The sequence below is a fragment of the Kribbella sp. NPDC051620 genome, assembly GCF_044453825.1.
GTDB lineage: Bacteria > Actinomycetota > Actinomycetes > Propionibacteriales > Kribbellaceae > Kribbella.
The window spans coordinates 731,482-749,676 of sequence record NZ_JBITDB010000004.1 but is presented as its reverse complement, the minus strand read 5'-3'; the positions used below and the strand labels follow the sequence as shown (position 1 = coordinate 749,676).

Sequence of the window (18,195 nt, the reverse complement as noted above, 5' to 3'; positions counted from 1 at the left end):
AACCGTTTGGACAGCGGAGGTGCCCGGTGCCGGACAAACTGAAGATGAACTACAACCTGCTGAACGACGCCAAGCGCGATCTGCATCAGCTGGCCGACGAGTTGATCCCGTCGATGGACAACGAGGTCTTCCAGAACCTGGGCGACGGCACCGACGACTCGATCCTGGGCAGCAGCGACATCTCGTACGCCGTTTACACGCTGCACTCCAACGCGTCGTACACGATGGGCAAGGCCAAGGACGGCCTGACCAAGCTGGGCGACTCGTTCGGCTCGGTCGGCGAGGCGTTCCTGCAGTTCGACGCCGAGATCGCCCAGGGCATGAACGCCACCAACAGCAGCCTGGCGCTGTCGAACTGGCAACGCAACAAGGACCAGTGGGACCACAAACAGTCCCACCTGAGCGAGTGCACCGGCGACAACCAGCCCGACTTCTGCAGCGCCACCGACCCCGGCCCGGCCCCGCTGGACCAGACCATCGTCACCGACCGGGGCAATATCCACACCCACCTCACCCTCGATGACAAGGGCAACGTCATCAAGGAGGAGACCACCGTCACCTACGACGGCAAGACGTACACGTCGACCACGACGTACGGCGACAACCGCAACCACATCGTCACCGACTCCACCTACCCCGACGGCAGCACGGTGCACAACGACACCCAGATCCACGTCGACGGCGACGGCAAGCCGAACGGCTCGCACAGCTCGTCCAGCAGCACCGACACCGACGGCAAGGTCGACACCACCACGACCGACCTCAACAAGGACGGCAGCGGCACCCAGACGGTGACGAACTCCGACGGTACGAAACACGTCTACACCCGGACGCCGGATGACTGGCGCGGTACCAGCCAGCCCTGGGTGGAGACCCCCGAAAGCATCGAGGACAACAAGCCGCCGGAAGACGACTACTACCCCACCGGCCCGTACGTCTAACCAACCCACCCAGAAAGCGAGCACCCGCCATGGCCTACGACGGCATCAACCTCGACTACGGCAAGATCGTCGAGGTCTGCAACCTGATGACGAACGCCCACGACCAGATCTCCCCGATGATCGAGAACCTCCGCACCCGGGTGAACACCCTGGTCGACGACGGCATGGTCTTCAAGCAGTCCAGCGAGGTCATCCGCAACACCTACAACAACTTCGACACCAGCCTGAAGGCAGCAGTCAAGGGCATCCAGGACTTCTCCGACATGTTCAAGTCCATCAAAGAAAACGCCGAACAATTCGACCAAGGCATCAGCGCCAGCCTCAACCAGTCGAAGTAACCCCCAGCACCACCCAAGGGCCCCAGGCACCCACCTGGGGCCCTTCGCATGCCCGGAGCAAACACCACAGGAGACCAAGAAGAACCAAACCAAATACAAAGTACGACAACGGAAAAACAAGAAAAAATACAATTAGGAATAAACAAGAACAAAGAATATTAGAGATGGCCAGGGCGAGCTTGCAGGCGCGGCTTCATGCATGGAACAGGCTAGACGCCACCTTCGTGAAGAGCTTCGGCTTCGTCCTCGTCCTCTGCGCGTTTGCGAGCAGTGCGCTCCTGCCTGAGGCGTGGTTTGAGTTCCGCCTCCCAGCTAGGTAGTGAGCTGCCGTAGGGCCGCATCTTGTCGTAGGCCTTGCGTGCGTTGAGGGTATCGAGAAGTCCGTACTCCATCGCAAGGGAGAACGCGTCCTCGATGGTGAAGTAATCGACTTGGTGACGGCTTGCGAGCGCCTGCCCCTTGAGGTCGTCGATCGACACAATCGCGCGAAGCCCGCGGCGACGCGCAAGAATGCTGTGAGTGATGGCGACACACTCACCGAGATCCTCTGTGCCGCCGGCGGCGGTGGTTCCTGCCATGACGTTTGGATGGCGGGACCGAACTTGCGCGAGCAACGTGACCGCCTCTGTCTGCGCTGCACTGATCACCGGAATTTCGGCAATATGTACGCCTGTACGGAGGTAGTGATCGAGCGCGCTGATGTTCCATCCGTTGCGGCTGGCCCTGTCGCGGACTTCCTTGAGCACTTCGGCCGGCAGCAGGATGCGGTAGTTGGCTGTTGTGAGAATGTCAACCAACAGGCTCAACTGCCCGGATGCCGAGAAGTACAGAACGCACACGGCATCGAGGATGTTCAGAGGCTGCTGTGCAGTTGCCGCTGTTGCCGGGCCTGCGGACCTACCCACAGGACCTTCTGCGCTCACGCGAGATTTGGGACGCCGGATGCTCCCCGGGTCCTGGGTTCGTCGTCGATGATCGCTGATGCTTCGGAAAGTACGCTCGCGTCTTGGCCGAGAGCGTTCGCTGTGGCCGCGGCTGACAAGAAGCCGCTACGGAACGCCTTGAGAATACGACGTTCCATACGTACCGGCACGCGCTCCACGTGACAGTTCCGCTCCCGGGCTTGGTACCGCGCGAGCATTCCGGCGACAACAGCAGCGCCGGCACTGGTCGGCGCTGGTCCCTTCGGAGCGACGTTGATATCTGCCAACGCAATCCAAGCCGTCGTTGGCGACACGCCGTACAGGTCGGCCAGGCGGCAGGCGTCATCACGACTGACGTGATCGTCCGTCCCATAGCCGTTATCGGCCATCCATGCGCGAATGCCACCCTCAGGGATCAGAAAGTTCTGCGCGAACTTCTCCGCACGCATCTCGGTCGGGGAGTGCCGGTGATCGTGATCGTAGGCATGACCGTCGGCGAACAGTACGTGCGCAAGCTCGTGTGTGAAGCTGAATCGCTGACGAACCCACGGCTCTGCCGCCGACACCGCAAGGAGTGCCAGTGCTCGTTCGTCGTCGAATGCGACCACCGCCGAGAGTCCATCGGGAAAGTCCAGAACCGCAGCGTCGACCTCGAGGTCCTGCTCCAATACAGCGGGGATGTCATTCAGAGGTTCGATCCCCAGGCCAAGCGCATTTCGAAGATGGTCGGCTCTTTCCTTGCCTTGCCTTCGCGATGCATGAGGCATCGCTTCGACGAACTGCTGCCAGACCGCACCATCAACGACCCCAGGCCCCAGATCTGCGAACTCGACGATGTCGTCGAGCTCAGCATCGAGCTCCAACAAACCCAACGCGCGGTCGGCCTGGGTACGAACGTCCTGCTCGTCGGTCCGACGGGCAGCCAATCGGACACGGTCCCGGACCGGAGATCCCAGCAGGAGCCACGTCATCGACCGACTCACCGCCAACGAGGCGCGTTCGAGCAGGGTCGACGTAACCCTGCTCGGTTCAATCCGCCCGTTCTCCATTCGGGAGTATGTCGCCTGTGAAACGTCGAGAAGGGTGGACATGTCGACTTGGGAAAGGTTGGCCCTCATGCGCGCAGTACGTAGACGTGCACCGAACGCAGCAGGGTCAAACTGCGCTTCAGCCTCGACGGTCTCCCGTATGACGCCTTGACGGACCGCTTCCTCATCCCAGAACATGCAGGTCTCCTCCCATGTGAATAGAAGCATACAGGCTCTATTCACGTGACTCAACTGTCACGACTATGAGCGTCAACAGGCCGGCTGCCAACTGCAAGCCGAACTAAGCGGGTGGTTGGGGGCGCTGGGCCAAGTCGGCGCGGAGAGCTTTGACCTCCGCCAGCAAGGTGGCCAACTGGTCGTCTCGGGTGTCGGCTTCGGCTTGTTCGGCGGTGTTGATCTGTTCGACGAACCACGAGGCGAGGGCGGCGGTGATGGTGCCGGCGAGGGCGATACCGCCGATCATCAGGCCGACGCCGACGAAGCGGCCCTCGGGAGTTGTCGGGAACTGATCGCCGTAGCCGACGGTGGTGATGGTCGTGGCGGCCCACCAGATCGCGTCCGCGAATGTGGTGATGTTGGCTCCTGCGACCTCCCGCTCTGCATCGAGTACAGCGAGAGCCGACACGAACCCGAGCAGCAGGACAGCGCCGACGACGTACGTCGTGGTACGCCCGCGGACCGAGACCGAAGTCCGGTTCAGCCGGGCGAGCGCGGTCACGACGCGCAATGCCCTGAGCGGCCGCAGTAAGGGCAGGACCAAGACCACCAGATCCAGCAGATGACTCCGGACAAATCGCCGCTTGCTGTCTGCAAGAGTGAGGCGCACCAGGTAGTCGAAGCCGAACGCGATCCAGATGGCGAGGTTCGCGGTCGAGCAGGCCCGCACCAGTCCTGGGGAGAGACCTAGAGCGAGGATCGGCCACGCGTACACCCCCAGGAACAAAACGGCGGCTGCCGTCAGGAACCAAGCTGATCGCCGCTCGTAGACCAGCAACCTCTCCGTGCTCAGACTCAGCATGGGCTCAAGAAGACCATTGTCTGGTGGGCTTGAACACCAACTGGTGGCCTTGAACAAGTAATAACTTGTTCAAGGTCGCCGCAAGGTGTTCAAGGTCGCCAGATGAGGTCAGGCGCGCAAGGTGGTTAGGGGGATTTGTACTGCTAGGGGGGTGGAGCCGGGGCCGGTGGTCCAGGCTCGGCCGGGTTTGGGGGTGGCTCGGGTGATGTTGTGGGAGAGGCGGACGCCGATGAGGTCGCCGTCGCCGATTGAGCGGGGTTCGATCAGGAGGCCTCGGCGGGCTCGGCGGGCGGCGGTGGGCCAGCCGCCCATGCCGGTTTGGAAGCCATCCGTTGAAGCGGCGAAGACCAGGCCCAGGTTGTTGTCCCGGCCGGAGATGACTATTTCTTTCAGGAGTTTGTCGGCTGCGGCCATCATGACCAGGTCGGCGTCGTCGATCATCACCACCTTGGGGCCGGTGATGGCGTCGAGGGTTGCTCGGAGCATGTCTTCGCCGGGGTCGGCGTGGGGCATCAGGGTGACCTGGGGGTGGCGCTCGAGGGTTCGGAGTGGGGTTTCTCTGGGGGTGATCAGTACTACCGACGTACCACCGGCCAGGAGTGAGACCGCCAAGGAAGACAGGGCGTTGCTGCGGCCGGAGCCGGGTGGGCCCAGTACTGCGAAAGACGACGCGACTCCCCTGAGGTCGACCCCCAGAGCCCCGGCCTCGTCCCCGCCCAAGCCGATGAGGCCCCATTGCGGGCGCCGGTCCTCGACCGCCACCAGCTCGTATGCCTCGGCGAACTCCACCGACGAAGGCAGCTCGGCGACGGCGAACGGCCGTCGATCCGCAGGCACCTTCGCGTCGCGTTTCCGTGCCTCCGCCGCGATCTCGCGAATCGCCTCGACCTGCGCGGTACCGCCGCCCTCGGCCAGTACTGCGATCTGCGTCTCCGTCCCGGTCAGCACATGCCAGCCTCGACCCGGCCGTACGTTCGCCGGCACCTTCGTCAGCCGCAACCCAGCAGCCTGGTAGTCGGTCCGATCCGCCTGCCGCAGCAGCAGTTTGTGGTCGTTGTGCGACGACAGCCGTCCACCCAGCAGCGACCGCTCCGACGTTGCCACCACGTGTACGCCGACGCCCGCGCCCTCACGCAGCAACCGCATGACGTCCTGCAGCACCTGCCCCTGGTCGTGATCGTCCAGCATCGAGGACAACGCGTCCCAGCCGTCGATCAGTACCAGGATGTGCGCCGGTCGTGATGCCTTGGGCAACAACTTCCGCAGCTCGGTGAGGCCGGTCGCATTGTGCTTGCCGGCCAGCTCCTGCCGCTCGGTCACCTCCTGGTTCAGCCGGCGGAGTACCCGGCTCATCCGTTCCATGTCGTGCCGCGAGACAACCGCCCCGCAATGCGGCAGCGTCTCCACCACCGCGAGACCACCACCGGCCGCGTCGATGCCATAGATGTGCAGATCCGCAACACTAAGAGTCTTGGCCGCCGACCCGGCCAACGTCCGCAGCATCTGCGTCCGCCCAGACCGCGGAGCGCCGATCACATACAGATGCCCGAAGGTCTCGAAGTCCACCCCGGCAACCCGCTGCTGCTGCAACGCGGGCAGATCCTCCAACGCGTACGGCGCGAACAACGGCTGCGCAGAAGTATCCGGAAGGTCGCTCAGCAACAGCTGCCCACTCAACGCCGGCTGCCAGGGCTTCGGCTGTACTGCGAAGTCGTCCAGCTGATCAACAGCCGACCGAACCGCCTCAACCAACGCCATCAAATCGGTGACAGCCAACGTCGCCGGGCTGTCATCAACCTCGGCCGGCGCGTCATCCGCAGCGACCGCCCGCCCCAACGACTCCCAGTCGAGATCCAGCACCCGAACACTCGCCGGCTCAGCAGGCGCCTGCTCGATCAAGTCATCCGCAACGTTCCGCTCAGCACCGACCCAAGCCGTCTGGAAGAGATCAGCCAACCGCGGCCCCCGCCGGATCAACGCCCGCCCAGGAATCGACGCCGTGATCGACGCGGCCTCGTTGACATCCACGATGTCCTGCGATTCCGCCTGGTCCGTCACCCGCAACGCGATCCGCAGGTTGGTGTTCGCCCGGATGTCGCCGGTGACCACACCGGCCGGCCGCTGCGTCGCCAAGATCAAGTGGATCCCCAGCGACCGACCCCGCTGAGCGATGCTGATCAGCCCCGGAACGAAGTCCGGAATCTCCCGTACCATCGCCGCGAACTCGTCGATCACCAGCACCAACCGCGGCAACCGTCCCAGCGACGGATCGACCGCCCGCTTGGCCTGGTAGTCCACCAGGTCCTTGGCATCCGCATCGGCCAGAATCCGCTCCCGCCGACGCAACTCGGCCTCCAGCGACTCCAGCACTCGCTCGACGAGATGCGAGTCGAGGTCGGTCACCATGCCCAGCGTGTGCGGCAGTCCAGCACACTCCTTGAAGGCGCTACCGCCCTTGTAGTCCACGAGGACGAAGGTCAACTCGTCCGGCCGGTTGACCACGGCCAACGACGCGACGAGGGTCTGCAGCAACTCCGACTTGCCGGATCCCGTAGTACCGGCGATCAGTGCATGCGGCCCGTCGGCCACCAGGTCGAGGGTGAACTTCCCATCGAAGTCAGCACCCAGTACGAACGAAGTACTGCCCGGCCGTCGCTCCCACCGAGAGAGCAGCTCCGCAGCAGTCGGCGGCTCCAGATCGAGCTCCTCCAGCAGCTTCACCATCTTCGGCAATCCGGCATCGTGATCAGGACTGACATCGCGTACCGGCGCCAGCGCGCGAGCGATCTGCTCACTCCACTCCGGCGTCACCAGATCCGCGCGCACGTCCTTCTGGTCCGGCAACCCGGGCCGCTTCACGGTCAGCGTCTCGAGCCCGGTCGCGATCACCGCGCCGCACTCCTCCGGCAGCAACCGCTCATCGCGATCCAGGCAGATGCTGTAGACCCCGACGGCCGGCCCGTCCGTCAGCACCTGAATGAAGCCCGGTACGTCCCGCAGCCGCCGCGCGCCATCCGCGATCACCACGACCTCGGGATCGCTCAACGGCTCCTGTTTGTTGCTGGAGGCCTCAATCCGCCGCTGCCGCCCCTGCACCTGCGAGATCAACTCGGTGACCCGGGCAACAGTCGTCGCCTCGTCATTCGCGATCAGTACCGCCGCCGGCGAACCCTCAGGTCGCAGATGCGGCAACCACCGCACCCAGGCCCAGTCGTCCATCCGATCCGGCTCAGCCAGTACTACGATCCGCAACTGCCGCGGCGAATGGAGCACCGCCGCCTGCACCACCATCCACCTGGCCAAAGCTCGCGATTCGGCATAGTGCCCAGCAACGCCGATCACCCCGTGCCCGCGCAGCGGCACAGCGACGGGCGCATCGGGAATCGTCCACCGAATCGTCCGGTGGTTCTCCTCACGCCCCTGATCGTCGAGCTCCTTCAGCGAAGCCTGGTCCGCCGTCCCGAGCCGCAGCAGCAGGTAGTCGGGGTCAGTCCGCCGACGCTCCCACAACCGGCTGCCCGGCCGCATCGCCAACTGGGCAACGCGAACCGGGTCCGGCGCCGTCACGTTGCGGATCAGCCGCTCGCGGGTGACCGCAACGTGGATCTCCTCTTCCAGCGCCGCCCGCCGCGCGTTGTATCGGCGGATCGCCTCGAGGTGCTCGGCCCGGTTGCTCTTCCGGCCGCCGAAGTAGTTCATGCCCATCATCAACGGGCTCAGCATCGTGAAGACCAGGAAGTAGTACGAGTTGAACAGCCCGACCATAACCATGCCCAGTACGACCGGCGCGAGCACGACCGGCCAAGGGAACGGCCGTTTCGCCGGTGGTGGCGGCGGATTGGGCAGCCGCAGCTTGTTGTCGTCCAGGTGCGGCGCGATCCGCGGCGGCCGGTTGTAGTCGAGCCCGAAACCGTCGTCCGCGGCCCTGATCGCCGCGACCGGCTCCAACGACCCACTGCAACGCAGCAGGACCGACCCGACCGAGAGGTCCTCCTCGGGCGGCCACTCGTTGACCTGCCCGACCGGTACCTCACCAGGATCGCTCGCCGGAGACGCCTGATCCGTCGGGTTCAGCGCGTCCTCGACCCGGATCGCGCTGGTCGCGGCGTCGTCCTCCGGCGGTCCGATCCGGCGGCTCATCACCTTGCCGCGCATCGGCTCGGTCTGATGCCAGTACGTCTCGCCCGACGGCCCGACCGTCACCCACAGCCCGCGCGCAGGTACGCCGCTGCCGCTGAGCTTGATCGAGCACAACGGATCCGACCCGATCTCATGGCTGCCCGGCCCGATCCGCCAGACCCTTCCAGCCTCCGGCCCGGACACCGCGTGCAACTCGACGACGACCGGCGCCTGGCCGGCCGAACTCTGCACCAGGTTCGGCATCTCCGCCGGAGCACCCACACCCAGCACGCCGCCGTCACGAACACCCGAACCAGCCAGCGGCGCGCCAGCGTCCAGCCGGCGAGTCCCGACGAACAGGGACAGGCCAGGCCGCCCGAGCCCCTCGGCAAACCCGCCGACAGACAGTCCGCGCGGCAGCCGGACAACCCGGTCGGTACGCCGTTTGCCCTGCTGCTCAACGGTAGTGAGGTTCAGCTCCACGACGGCGCCTTCCCATCAGACGCAAGATCGCTCGGCCGTCCCGCATCACCGGCAAGCACCGAGACGCCCGCGACTCCCACCGGCAGTTCGAGGTCACCCAGATCGTCAGCACCGACAGCCGGGCCACGAGGTCCACGCGTCTCGAAGTCGTGTGGCGGCATCCGCAGTACCGACTTGGCGACCGCCCGGGACAGCGGCAGCGGATCGATCTCCAGCCACGAAGCGGCGCCGTGCAACCGCAGTCCACGATCAGGCGTCGTCTCCATCAGCCGCGAACTCCCCCGGCCGACGCCAAGACTGACCAGCCGTACGCCGGCCGGCACCGGCCGGTCGAGTTGCTCGGCACCGATCACGAACCACGCACCACGACGCTGGATCGCCTCTGCCAACGGCATTCCGTCATGCCGGCCATGAATCCCGTCAGCGACCTCGACCGCACCAGCGGGAAGTCGTACATCGAGTTGCGCGGCCAGTGCCTGGACGACGGCCCGCGCCGTCCGCGGTACTCCGTACACCGACAGTGAAGGCGGTCCGGCCAGCAGGTCGATCATGATCGCGTTCTTCCCACTGCTGTCGGTCCCGAGGCAGGCCAGCAGCGGCGTCTGCGGCGGGACATACCCGCCCGGTGCCGAATATCCGGCGAGGTCTCGGCGCTCGATCCACCACAAGCGCGGATCGAGCTCGTCCTTCTCCCACGGTGCCGGCAGCGGTCGCTCAGCCGCGATCCCGGCAACCAGTACGCCGATCCGCTGCTTGGCCAGCGCCAGCGCGTACGGCGTCATCGCCGAGTCGATCGCCGCCGCGAAACCCATCGCCTGCTCCGCCTCGGCCCAGCCGGCCTTGTTGCGCAGGATCCGGACCAGGAAACGCACCCGGAGCCGATAGCGGATCCGGGCCGCGATCGGGTCGTAGAACGCGTGGACCGTCCGGCTGAACTCGCGCTTGATCCAGCGGAACAGCCGCTTCCAGCCACCGAGCCGGCGGACCAGCAGGTTGAGCAGGACGAGCCCCAGCAACACCAGGCCGGCGTATCCGAGCATCTGGCGGACACCACCGCCGCCTTGCATTGCGGTCATGCAGCGGCCTCGCCCCATCCGCGACGCAACAGATCCCCCCGCAAGGTGCGGACGGCCGTGTGGGTACGCGACTTCACTGTCCCGAGCGGGACGTTCAACGCCATGGCGACATCTTCACCCGGGTGGCCGCAAAGATGAACTCGGGTGACCACTTCGCGGTGCGCGGGCGACAGCCGGCCGAGCGCCTCGACCAGTACCGTGCGCTGCGTCACCTGCTCGGCCGGGTCGGGCTCACTGCTGCCGGCCTCGAACTCGTCCTGGCACAGCCCGACCGGGATCGCCCGGCTCTCCCGGCGGTGGAGGTCGACGACCAGGTTGCGGGCGACCCGGAACAGCCACATCCGGATCGGCCGGCTCTCCCAGTCGAGGCTCTCGGCCTGGATCCAGGCCCGCAGCAGCGTCTCCTGGATCACGTCCTCGACGGCAAACGTGTTCCAGCCGAGCAGTCCCTTGACATAGCGGCGCAGGGTCTCGCGTTCGGCCAGACAGAGCTCGATGGCTTTCATCCGGCTCGCGCTGATCTCGTCGATGTCAGGACCTCGATTAGGGGCGGACGGCCTGGTAGTTCAAACCTTGAACTTAGTGGAGAATGCAACCAGTTGCGCTGACTTTAGGTGAACAATCAGCAACAATCCAGTCTCTGACTGTAATGAGAGCGTGACTCACGGATGCGTTGACTCCGGACCCCGGTTCGGGAGATTCTCGTGGTGGCCATGCCCTGACAACGATGGGCAGGCCGCTTCCGCCCCCACCCATGGAGTTGACGTGCGGCCTTCCCGACTGTTCGGTTCCCGCCGGTCCGGCGCAGAGAATTCGGCCCGCTTCGCCAAGACCTTCGCCCGTCGGCCACTGCTGCCGCGGGTGGCGCCGATGCCTGACCGCCGGGCCTGGACGACGACCGCTTTCGTCGCCGCCTTCGTGGCCGGCGCGGCCGTCGCCGTACCGCTGATCACCCACCTGGGTGGGGGATCCAAGTCGGACACCGTCGTCGCGGTCGACGCTCCACTCGCCCTCAGAACTCCGGCCGGTACGCCGACCAAGGTGCCCACGGCAACTACCACGGCAACCGCCACCACGACCTCCACCGCCACCGCCACCATCACCTCCGCCCCACGCGTCTCGGTCGCCACCGCGACGGTGACGATGACCGCACCGGGCGGCAAGGTGACCGTGGTTCAGCCGGGTACCACCGTGACGCTGCCTCCGGTGACCGTCACGGCACCTCCGCCGGCCGGTTTGAAGCCCGCGACTGTGACCGCCACAACAACCTCTACGGCCACCACGACAGTCAAGGTGACTGAGCCCGGTAAACAGGGCATGGCCGTTGAGGGTCAGGCGCTGCGGCCCCGCACGGACACTCCGACCACGCTGCAGAGCGAGGGCTCGAAGCGCTGCGTCGACGTCAAGGACGGCCGGGCCGGCTCCGGCAACGACGGCACCCCACTGCAGCTCTGGGACTGCACCAAGGCTGCCGGCCAGACCTGGGCGTTCAATTCCGACGGCACGGTCCGCTCGCTGGGTCAGTGCATGGACCTGGCCTGGGGATCGATCGCGGAGAACACCCCGGTCCAGCTCGTCGCCTGCAACGGCAACGCCGCCCAGCAGTTCCGGGTCACTCAGAAGAACGAGCTGATCAACCCCGCCGCGGAAGGCAAGTGCATCACCGCCGACAAGGACGACAACGGCGGCCGGCTGTTCCTCCGCCGCTGCACCGGAGCCCCCGAGCAGCAGTGGCGGCAGCCGTAACCGCCTTGTCTACAAGGGTTTTCTAGAAGGCATACGGATAGTCGGACCAGTCGGCCGGCCGCTTCTCCAGGAAGGAGTCGCGGCCCTCTGCTGCTTCGTCGGTGCCGTAGGCGAGCCGGGTCGCCTCGCCGGCGAAGATCTGCTGGCCGACCAGGCCGTCGTCGATCAGATTGAACGAGTACTTGAGCATCCGCTGCGCGGTCGGTGATTTCGCGCAGACCTTCTTGCCCCACTCGAGCGCGACCGTCTCCAGCTCCGCGTGCGGCACGACCTTGTTCACCATGCCCATCCGGTACGCATCGTCCGCGGAGTACTCGTCGCCGAGGAAGAAGATCTCCCGGGCGAACTTCTGCCCGACCTGACGGGCCAGGTACGCCGACCCGAACCCTCCGTCGAACGACGCCACATCCGCATCCGTCTGCTTGAACCGCGCATGCTCGGCCGAGGCCAGCGTCAGGTCGCAGACGACGTGCAGGCTGTGTCCACCACCCGCGGCCCAGCCAGGTACGACGCAGATGACGACCTTCGACATGAAGCGGATCAGCCGCTGCACCTCGAGGATGTGCAGCCGCCCGGCCTTGGCCGGGTCGATCGTGTCGGCGGTCGTGCCCTCGGCGTACTTGTAGCCGTCCTTGCCCCGGATCCGCTGATCGCCACCGGAGCAGAACGCCCAGCCGCCATCCTTCGGCGACGGCCCGTTGCCGGTGATCAGCACACACCCGACGTCGGACGACATCCGCGCGTGGTCGAGCACCCGATAGAGCTCGTCGACCGTCTGCGGCCGGAACGCGTTGCGTACCTCGGGCCGGTTGAACGCGATCCGCACCACACCGGCATCCACCGCCCGGTGGTACGTGATGTCGGTCAGCTCGAACCCGTCCACCTGCTTCCAGGCCGACGGGTCGAAGATCTCGGAGACCTGCGCGGGATCAGTCACCCCGCGAGCATATTCAGCCCCGGCAACGCTCAGCGCTGCCGGGTGCTCTCCCGCAGTACGACCTCGGCCTTGAAGGTCTCGGTCTTCGGCTCGCCGCCCTCGACCGCGAGCTCCAGCGCCCGGCGACCCATCTGCTCCAACGGCAGCCGCACGGTGGTCAGCCCCGGCCAGACGTCCCGCAGGGTTGCGATGTCGTCGAAGCCGGCCACCCCGAGCTGCCCCGGAACGTCGATGCCCTGCGCCCGCAGCGCCGACATCGCGCCAACCGCCATCACATCGTTGACAGCGAACAGACAGTCGAGATCCGCCTTGCCTGCAAGGACTTCCAGCGCGGCCGCATGCCCACCGTCACGAGTGAACTCACCAGCCTGTACCGCGACCGGCTCCAACCCCGACTCCGCCAGCCCTTCGATGAACCCGTCCCGCCGGTCCCGCGCCGTCGCCAGCCCTTCCGGACCAGCCAGTACGCCGAACTTGCGCAACCCGAGACCCACCAGGGACCGCGCCAGCTCGGCCGCGCCGGCCCGGTTGTCGGGCTCGATCGTGTGGGCCGGCATGCCCGACTGGCTGACCAGCGCCAGGCCCGCGCCCGAGTTGAGGAACGTCTCGACCTCGGTCGCCGTCCGGGCCAGCCCTTCGGCGTCGGTACGGCGGGAACCGATCATCACGGCGGCCCGGGCACGCTGGGCGCGCAGAGAAGACAGGTAAGCAATCTCACGGTCGCTGTCACGGAACGTGCTGGCCATCATCACCAGCAGACCTCGTTCGTCGGCGGCCCGCATCACGCCGTTCGCGATCGCCGCGAAGTACGGATCCTCGATGTCGTGGACCAGGATGCCGACCAGATTGGTGGACGATTTGGCCAGCGCCTGGGCCTGCGCGTTCGGCGTGTAGCCGAGCGCCGCGGCCGCGTCCCGGACGCGTTCCTGCAGCTCCGGGCGTGGCACCCGGTCCCCGCCGTTCAGGACGCGGGAAGCGGTCGCCACGGACACACCCGCCCGCTGCGCCACATCGAGCAGAGTCACCGGTGCTCGCAGGTTCATCGCCTTACCCACCTTCCGTACATCTCCCCCTGGGTGGCGGTCACACTATCGGAAGTGGCGTCGCCATCACCGTCTGTGGCGGAGATCTACCGGGCAATGTTCGCAGAACCTGGCTTTGCGGCCCTCGAATGACTAGCCTTCCAAGCCATGACGACCGTCCGCGCCAGGGTCCTCCTTCTGGCTTCGTCCACCGCGCTGGTATGCCTGGGTACCGTCACGGGTACCGCGGCCGCCGCGCCGCCGTTGGACGGGCCGGCTGGAGTCTTCGCCCCCTCCGAGACCCCGGAGCAGCAGAACTCGGCACAGGGCGCCCAGGTGGCCCCGCCGCCGGTGACTGAACAAGCAGCGACCTCGTCGGTACCGCCGAACGTGGACCCGCGCACGCACAGCACCAAGCCGGTCTACGACTACGGCAACGCGATCCGCGAGTCGGTCTACGTCGACACCACGATGGACACCGACTCCGACGGCACCGACGACGTGATCGCGGTCGACATCGTCCGGCCCCGCGAACCGGCCGCGGCCGGCCGCAAGATCCCGGTCATCATGGACGCCTCGCCGTACTACTCCTGCTGCGGACGCGGCAACGAGGGCGAGACCAAGACCTACGACGAGAACGGCGACATCCAGAAGATGCCGCTGTACTACGACAACTACTTCGTGCCGCTCGGTTATGCCGTGGTCGGTGTCGATGTGGTCGGCACCAGTCGCTCGACCGGTTGCGGTGATGTCGGCGGCAAGGACGAGATCGATTCCGTCGTCGCGGTGATCGACTGGCTGAACGGCCGCAACACCGCGCACACCGGCAACGGCGATCCGGTCAGCGCGACCTGGACCACCGGCTCGGTCGGGATGATCGGCAAGTCGTACGACGGGACGCTGGCCAACGGGGTCGCCGCCACCGGCGTCCGGGGGCTGAAGACGATCGTGCCGATCTCGGCGATCTCCTCCTGGTACGACTACACCCGCTCCGGCGGCGTGCCGTACTCGATCGACTACATGCCCTGGCTGGGCGGCTACGTCGGCCACCAGACGCCGGCCTGCGATGCCGTCCGGGCGGACCTCGGCGAACAGGACGCGGACGAGACCGGGAACTACACCAGCTTCTGGGCTGAGCGCGACTACGTGAAGGATGCGAAGAAGGTGAAGGCCTCGGTCTTCATGACGCACGGCCTGAACGACTACAACGTGCAGACCAATCACTTCGCGCAATGGTGGGACGCGCTCGGCAAGAACGGCGTGAAGCGCAAGATCTGGCTCGGCCTGGAAGACCACGTCGACCCGTTCGACTTCCGTCGCCAGGCGTGGACCGAAGAGCTGCACAAGTGGTTCGACTACTGGCTGCAGGACCTGCAGAACAACGTGATGCGCGAGCCGATCGCGACCGTCGAGACCGCGCCGGACCAGTGGAAGAACTACAGCACCTGGCCGGCCACTCGCAAGACCGTGCCGGTGCCGCTGGCGGCCGGCAAGCTCGGTTCGTTCGGCAAGGGTTCGGTGACGATCACGGACGAGCCGTCGCTGACCGAGGACGACATCGTCGCCACCCCGTCAGAGGTGATCGCGGGCCGGCAGATGTTCCTGTCCGCGCCGCTGCCGGCCCCCATCCGGGTCAGCGGCACACCGACCGTGACGCTGCGGATCAAGTCCGACTCGGCCACCACGCCGGTCACCGCGCGCCTGGTCGAGTACGGCGAGGCCGAGCGGTACGCGGGTATCAAGACCACCAAGGTGCCGAGCTGTTACGGCTCGAGTGTCAGCTACGACGACTCCTGCTACTTCGAGATCGAGAAGCTGACCGAGCAGAGCGACCACGGCATCGTCAGCCGGGGCTGGATCGACGCGGCGCACAGCGCCTCGCTGAGCAACCCGAACCCGCTCACGCCCGGCAAGTGGGCGACCGTCACCGTCCCGCTGCGGGCCCAGGACGAGGTGATCCCGAAGGGCAGGATCCTCGGCCTCGCGGTGACCTTGAGCGACGACGACTGGACCACGCCGAACGACTCCGGCGCCACGATCGACATCGACCTGGCCGGCAGCAAGCTGAACCTGCCGATCACCATCGGCAAGATCAACCCGCCCGCCGCCAAGGCCGCCCCGGTCAAGGTCACCATCACCACCCCGAGCGAGCGCCCGGACCTGCACGATCCCACTCGCTGAGCTGCATACTTACCTGGGTGAATTAATTCGCCTAGGGTTGGGGCATGCTCGAGTACTCCGTAGTTCAGCCGCAGCCGTCCACGTCGCCTTTTGATGGTGGACGGCTTTGGTACAGCCGGCCCGCGGAGCGCTGGTTCGAGGCGCTGCCGATCGGGAACGGGCGGCTGGGCGGGATGGTCTTCTCCGGCGATCGGGTGGAGCGTATCCGGCTCTCCGAATCGACCGCTTGGTCCGGCGCACCTGTTGAGACGGACGTGAGCCCGACGGCACTCGAGAACCTGCCGACTATCCGGCAACTCCTGCTGGAAGGTCAGTACGCCGCGGCGCAGGCCCTGGCCGGCGAGCACCTGCTCGGCCGCCCGACGGCATTCGGCACCAACGTCCAGCTACCGGAACTCCTGGTGGAGTTCGCCGTCGACGGAGCAACAACTACCTATGAACGGTCACTGGATCTCACCGATGCGATCGTGCGGACTCGGTTCGAGCGTGGCGGGATCGTCTTCGAGCGGGAGGTGTTCGCCTCACACGCGGACTCGGTGATCGTTGTGCGGCTGACCAACAGCGCGCCGGTGAACTTCACGATCTCCTTCAGCGAAGGTACTGCTGTCGCCGCCGACGACACCCTCCAACTGACCTGCCAAGCCCACGAAAGCCTGCACAGCAACGGTTCCACCGGCGCCTTGGTCGACATTCGCGCCCGCGTGACAACCGATGGTTCTGTTGTTGCTTCCGACAACCAGCTGGTCGTGGGGAACGCCACCTCAGCCACTGTGTTGGTTGCTGTCGGCACCGACTGGCTGGGCGCTGATCCCGCCGATCGGCCTTCGCGTCTGGTGCAGAAGACCGCCGACTACGAGACGCTCAAGCAGGCACATCTCGACGATTACACGCCGTTGATCGGCCGGGTCGCGCTCGACCTCGGGCGGACCGAGGAGGCTGTCCGGGGACTGCCGACGGACGAGCGGCGCGAGTTGCTGGCGAAGGGTGGCGAGGATCCCGAGTTGCTCGCGCTGTACTTCCAGTACGGGCGGTACCTGACCATCGCCGGGTCGCGTGCGGATTCGCCGCTTCCCCTTGCTCTGCAGGGGTTATGGAACGACGGGCTGGCTTCGGGTGGGCCGTGGACCAACGACTTCCACCTCGACATCAACACTCAGCAGAACTATTGGGCGGCCGAGATCACCGGGCTCGGCGAGTCTCAGCTTCCCCTGTTCGACTGGATCGAGCGGCTTCGCAGCAGTGGGCAACGGACGGCTCGGGAGCTTTACGGCGTACCGGGGTGGGTTTCGCACACGGTCAGCAACGCCTGGGGGTACTCCGCGCCGGGCTGGGGTCTTGGCTGGGGCATGCATGTGACGAGCGGGATCTGGATCTCGTTGCAGCTGTGGGAGCACTTCGAGTACAACCGAGATCTGTCGTTCCTGGAGACTCGCGCCTATCCGGTACTACGTGACGCGGCCGAGTTCTTCCTTGCGTACTTGACCGAAGACCCCGCCACCGGCCTGCTGCTGAGCGGTCCGTCCGACTCGCCGGAGAACTGGTACCTCACGCCCGACGGCGAGCAATGCTCCCTGTCGATGGGGGCGACCTGCGACACCGTGCTGATCGAGGCGCTGTTCCGGATCTGCAGCGAGGCATCCGTCCTGCTCGACACCGACGAGACCTTCCGCAGCCATCTCGAGGCCGCCCGGAAGAAGCTGCCACCGTTCCAGATCGGCAAGCACGGCCAGCTCCAGGAATGGCTCACCGACTTCGACGAAGCCGTCCCCAGCCACCGCCACACTTCGCACCTGATCGCTCTGTACCCCGAACGCCAGATCTCTCCCCGCGAACACCCTTTGTTGGCCGCGGCGTGCGAAACCACGATCAACCGCCGCCAGTCCGCCGACGGCTGGGAGCAGACGGAGTGGGTCGAAGCCAACCTGATGGCGTACTACGCCCGGCTGCTCAACGGCGACCAGGCCCTCGCCCACTACCGGGCCCTGATCTCCGACGCCAGCGAAGCCAACCTGCTCTCCTACTCGGTAGCCGGTATCGCCGGCGTCACCGAAAACATCTACGCCACCGACGGCAACACCGGAGCCACCGGAGCCCTCGCCGAACTCTTCCTCCAGTCCACCCCCGACGAAATCGAACTCCTCCCCGCCCTCCCCACCGCCTGGCCCACCGGCGAGGTTCGCGGCCTCCGAGCCCGAGGCGGCTTCACCGTAGACCTCGCCTGGCGCGAAGGCCGCCTGACCAAGGCCCGAATCACCCCCCTGACCCCAAACCAATCCACCCGAGTCCGCTACGGCGACGACCTCGTCGAGCTACTGATCACCGCCCCCGTAGAACTAACCCCCGCCCCCACCCCCTAGCCCGC

General features: G+C 66.2%; 13 protein-coding genes. 5 read left to right on the top strand and 8 right to left on the bottom strand.

Annotation, left to right across the window (positions count from 1 at the left end; all coding sequences use genetic code 11):
• Window positions 1-26: 26 nt before the first annotated feature.
• Both ACIA12_RS22680 and ACIA12_RS22675 read left to right on the top strand, forming a co-directional pair.
• The gene (locus ACIA12_RS22680; protein WP_396369023.1) at window positions 27-941 is read left to right on the top strand and encodes a hypothetical protein; all 915 of its coding nucleotides are present in this window, start codon (window positions 27-29) and stop codon (window positions 939-941) included.
• 29 nt (window positions 942-970) lie between these two features.
• Window positions 971-1,279 carry a hypothetical protein gene (locus tag ACIA12_RS22675; protein ID WP_270134663.1) on the top strand — a complete coding sequence of 103 codons (309 nt, stop codon included), beginning with the start codon at window positions 971-973 and terminating at the stop codon, window positions 1,277-1,279.
• A 209-nt stretch (window positions 1,280-1,488) separates the two neighbouring features.
• On the opposite strand, the gene ACIA12_RS22670 is transcribed toward ACIA12_RS22675, so the two are convergent.
• The 6 genes from ACIA12_RS22670 to ACIA12_RS22645 all read right to left on the bottom strand — a co-directional run bounded on the left by ACIA12_RS22670 (window position 1,489) and on the right by ACIA12_RS22645 (window position 10,453).
• On the bottom strand, window positions 1,489-2,118 hold the full coding sequence (locus tag ACIA12_RS22670; protein WP_396369022.1) for a hypothetical protein: 630 nt from the start codon (window positions 2,116-2,118) through the stop codon (window positions 1,489-1,491).
• An 80-nt stretch (window positions 2,119-2,198) separates the two neighbouring features.
• Window positions 2,199-3,428, bottom strand: a complete 1,230-nt coding sequence (locus ACIA12_RS22665) for a helix-turn-helix domain-containing protein (protein WP_396369021.1) — start codon at window positions 3,426-3,428, stop codon at window positions 2,199-2,201.
• A 103-nt stretch (window positions 3,429-3,531) separates the two neighbouring features.
• Window positions 3,532-4,269: a potassium channel family protein gene (locus ACIA12_RS22660; RefSeq protein ID WP_396369020.1), complete on the bottom strand. Its 738-nt coding sequence runs from the start codon at window positions 4,267-4,269 to the stop codon at window positions 3,532-3,534.
• Between the two features lie 108 nt (window positions 4,270-4,377).
• Window positions 4,378-8,871 (bottom strand): FtsK/SpoIIIE domain-containing protein, encoded by a 4,494-nt coding sequence (locus tag ACIA12_RS22655; RefSeq protein WP_396369019.1) that lies wholly within the window; start codon window positions 8,869-8,871, stop codon window positions 4,378-4,380.
• Window positions 8,862-9,947 (bottom strand): hypothetical protein, encoded by a 1,086-nt coding sequence (locus ACIA12_RS22650; RefSeq protein ID WP_396369018.1) that lies wholly within the window; start codon window positions 9,945-9,947, stop codon window positions 8,862-8,864. Before ACIA12_RS22650 ends, ACIA12_RS22655 begins: the two co-directional genes overlap by 10 nt.
• Window positions 9,944-10,453 (bottom strand): sigma-70 family RNA polymerase sigma factor, encoded by a 510-nt coding sequence (locus ACIA12_RS22645; protein ID WP_396369017.1) that lies wholly within the window; start codon window positions 10,451-10,453, stop codon window positions 9,944-9,946. Before ACIA12_RS22645 ends, ACIA12_RS22650 begins: the two co-directional genes overlap by 4 nt.
• A 259-nt stretch (window positions 10,454-10,712) precedes the next feature.
• On the opposite strand from ACIA12_RS22645, the gene ACIA12_RS22640 reads away from it, so the two are divergent.
• Complete coding sequence (locus ACIA12_RS22640) at window positions 10,713-11,693, top strand: ricin-type beta-trefoil lectin domain protein (protein ID WP_396369016.1); 981 nt, start codon at window positions 10,713-10,715, stop codon at window positions 11,691-11,693.
• Between the two features lie 22 nt (window positions 11,694-11,715).
• Here ACIA12_RS22640 and ACIA12_RS22635 read toward each other — a convergent pair whose 3' ends face one another.
• Both ACIA12_RS22635 and ACIA12_RS22630 read right to left on the bottom strand, forming a co-directional pair.
• The gene (locus tag ACIA12_RS22635; RefSeq protein WP_396369015.1) at window positions 11,716-12,630 is read right to left on the bottom strand and encodes a 1,4-dihydroxy-2-naphthoyl-CoA synthase; all 915 of its coding nucleotides are present in this window, start codon (window positions 12,628-12,630) and stop codon (window positions 11,716-11,718) included.
• A 29-nt stretch (window positions 12,631-12,659) separates the two neighbouring features.
• Window positions 12,660-13,673 (bottom strand): LacI family DNA-binding transcriptional regulator, encoded by a 1,014-nt coding sequence (locus tag ACIA12_RS22630; protein ID WP_396369014.1) that lies wholly within the window; start codon window positions 13,671-13,673, stop codon window positions 12,660-12,662.
• A gap of 147 nt (window positions 13,674-13,820) precedes the next feature.
• Here ACIA12_RS22630 and ACIA12_RS22625 point away from each other — a divergent pair, with 147 nt between their 5' ends.
• Both ACIA12_RS22625 and ACIA12_RS22620 read left to right on the top strand, forming a co-directional pair.
• Window positions 13,821-15,833 (top strand): Xaa-Pro dipeptidyl-peptidase, encoded by a 2,013-nt coding sequence (locus ACIA12_RS22625; protein WP_396369013.1) that lies wholly within the window; start codon window positions 13,821-13,823, stop codon window positions 15,831-15,833.
• Window positions 15,834-15,877: 44 nt separating this feature from the next.
• Complete coding sequence (locus ACIA12_RS22620) at window positions 15,878-18,190, top strand: glycosyl hydrolase family 95 catalytic domain-containing protein (RefSeq protein ID WP_396369012.1); 2,313 nt, start codon at window positions 15,878-15,880, stop codon at window positions 18,188-18,190.
• Window positions 18,191-18,195 lie beyond the last annotated feature (5 nt).

Coding starts and splice junctions, on each gene's coding strand:
- ACIA12_RS22675 (WP_270134663.1), top strand. CDS start 971: ATGGCCTACGACGGCATCAACCTCGACTACGGCAAGATCGTCGAGGTC.
- ACIA12_RS22665 (WP_396369021.1), bottom strand. CDS start 3,428: ATGTTCTGGGATGAGGAAGCGGTCCGTCAAGGCGTCATACGGGAGACC.
- ACIA12_RS22660 (WP_396369020.1), bottom strand. CDS start 4,269: ATGCTGAGTCTGAGCACGGAGAGGTTGCTGGTCTACGAGCGGCGATCA.
- ACIA12_RS22650 (WP_396369018.1), bottom strand. CDS start 9,947: ATGACCGCAATGCAAGGCGGCGGTGGTGTCCGCCAGATGCTCGGATAC.
- ACIA12_RS22645 (WP_396369017.1), bottom strand. CDS start 10,453: ATGAAAGCCATCGAGCTCTGTCTGGCCGAACGCGAGACCCTGCGCCGC.
- ACIA12_RS22630 (WP_396369014.1), bottom strand. CDS start 13,673: ATGAACCTGCGAGCACCGGTGACTCTGCTCGATGTGGCGCAGCGGGCG.
- ACIA12_RS22625 (WP_396369013.1), top strand. CDS start 13,821: ATGACGACCGTCCGCGCCAGGGTCCTCCTTCTGGCTTCGTCCACCGCG.
- ACIA12_RS22620 (WP_396369012.1), top strand. CDS start 15,878: ATGCTCGAGTACTCCGTAGTTCAGCCGCAGCCGTCCACGTCGCCTTTT.